Annotated in this window: 1 protein-coding gene; it reads left to right on the plus strand. The window is 67.0% G+C overall.

Going from position 1 to position 521, the window contains the following annotated elements:
- Positions 1–219 precede the first annotated feature (219 nt).
- A partial coding sequence (locus AQJ27_RS54485; protein ID WP_244313897.1) for a transposase occupies positions 220–521 on the plus strand: 302 nt, incomplete at its 3' end.

Genomic DNA, 521 nt, shown 5'->3' on the forward strand with positions numbered 1-521 from the left:
TCAAAGAGCGTTTTGTCCCGCCGAGGTTGTTTGGCGTCGATTCGCAGACCGAGCCGGTATGGGGCTCTCGGGGCAGACGTGCCTAATGCGGGGCAAGGGATTCGTGTCGTCGTTCGGCGACCCGTTTCGCTGCGTTTGCTCCTGTCTGATCCCAACGCGCCCCCGGTTGACCTCGTTTGCGCCCTGGGGAGGCGGCCTGCTCGACGGTACTACCGAAACATGACGCGACACCGCCCGTATCCCAGCGACCTCTCCGATGCGCGCTGGGAACTGATCGAGCCCACGCTCACCACCTGGCGGGCCGAGCGCAGAGGCAAGGGTCTCGACATCGGTCGCCCGCCCGAGCATGACCTGCGCCGCCTCATGGACGCCATCCTCTACGTCGACCGCACCGGCATTGCCTGGCGTTACCTGCCCCACGACTTCCCGCCATGGGAAACGGTCTACGGCTACGTGGATCGCAGTCCACGGCGGTCAGAGCGTCACGCCCGGCGCGGCCCTGCGGGAGGGGGCGCTGTTGG

The organism is Streptomyces olivochromogenes (genome assembly GCF_001514115.1).
Classification (GTDB): Bacteria; Actinomycetota; Actinomycetes; order Streptomycetales; family Streptomycetaceae; genus Streptomyces; species Streptomyces olivochromogenes.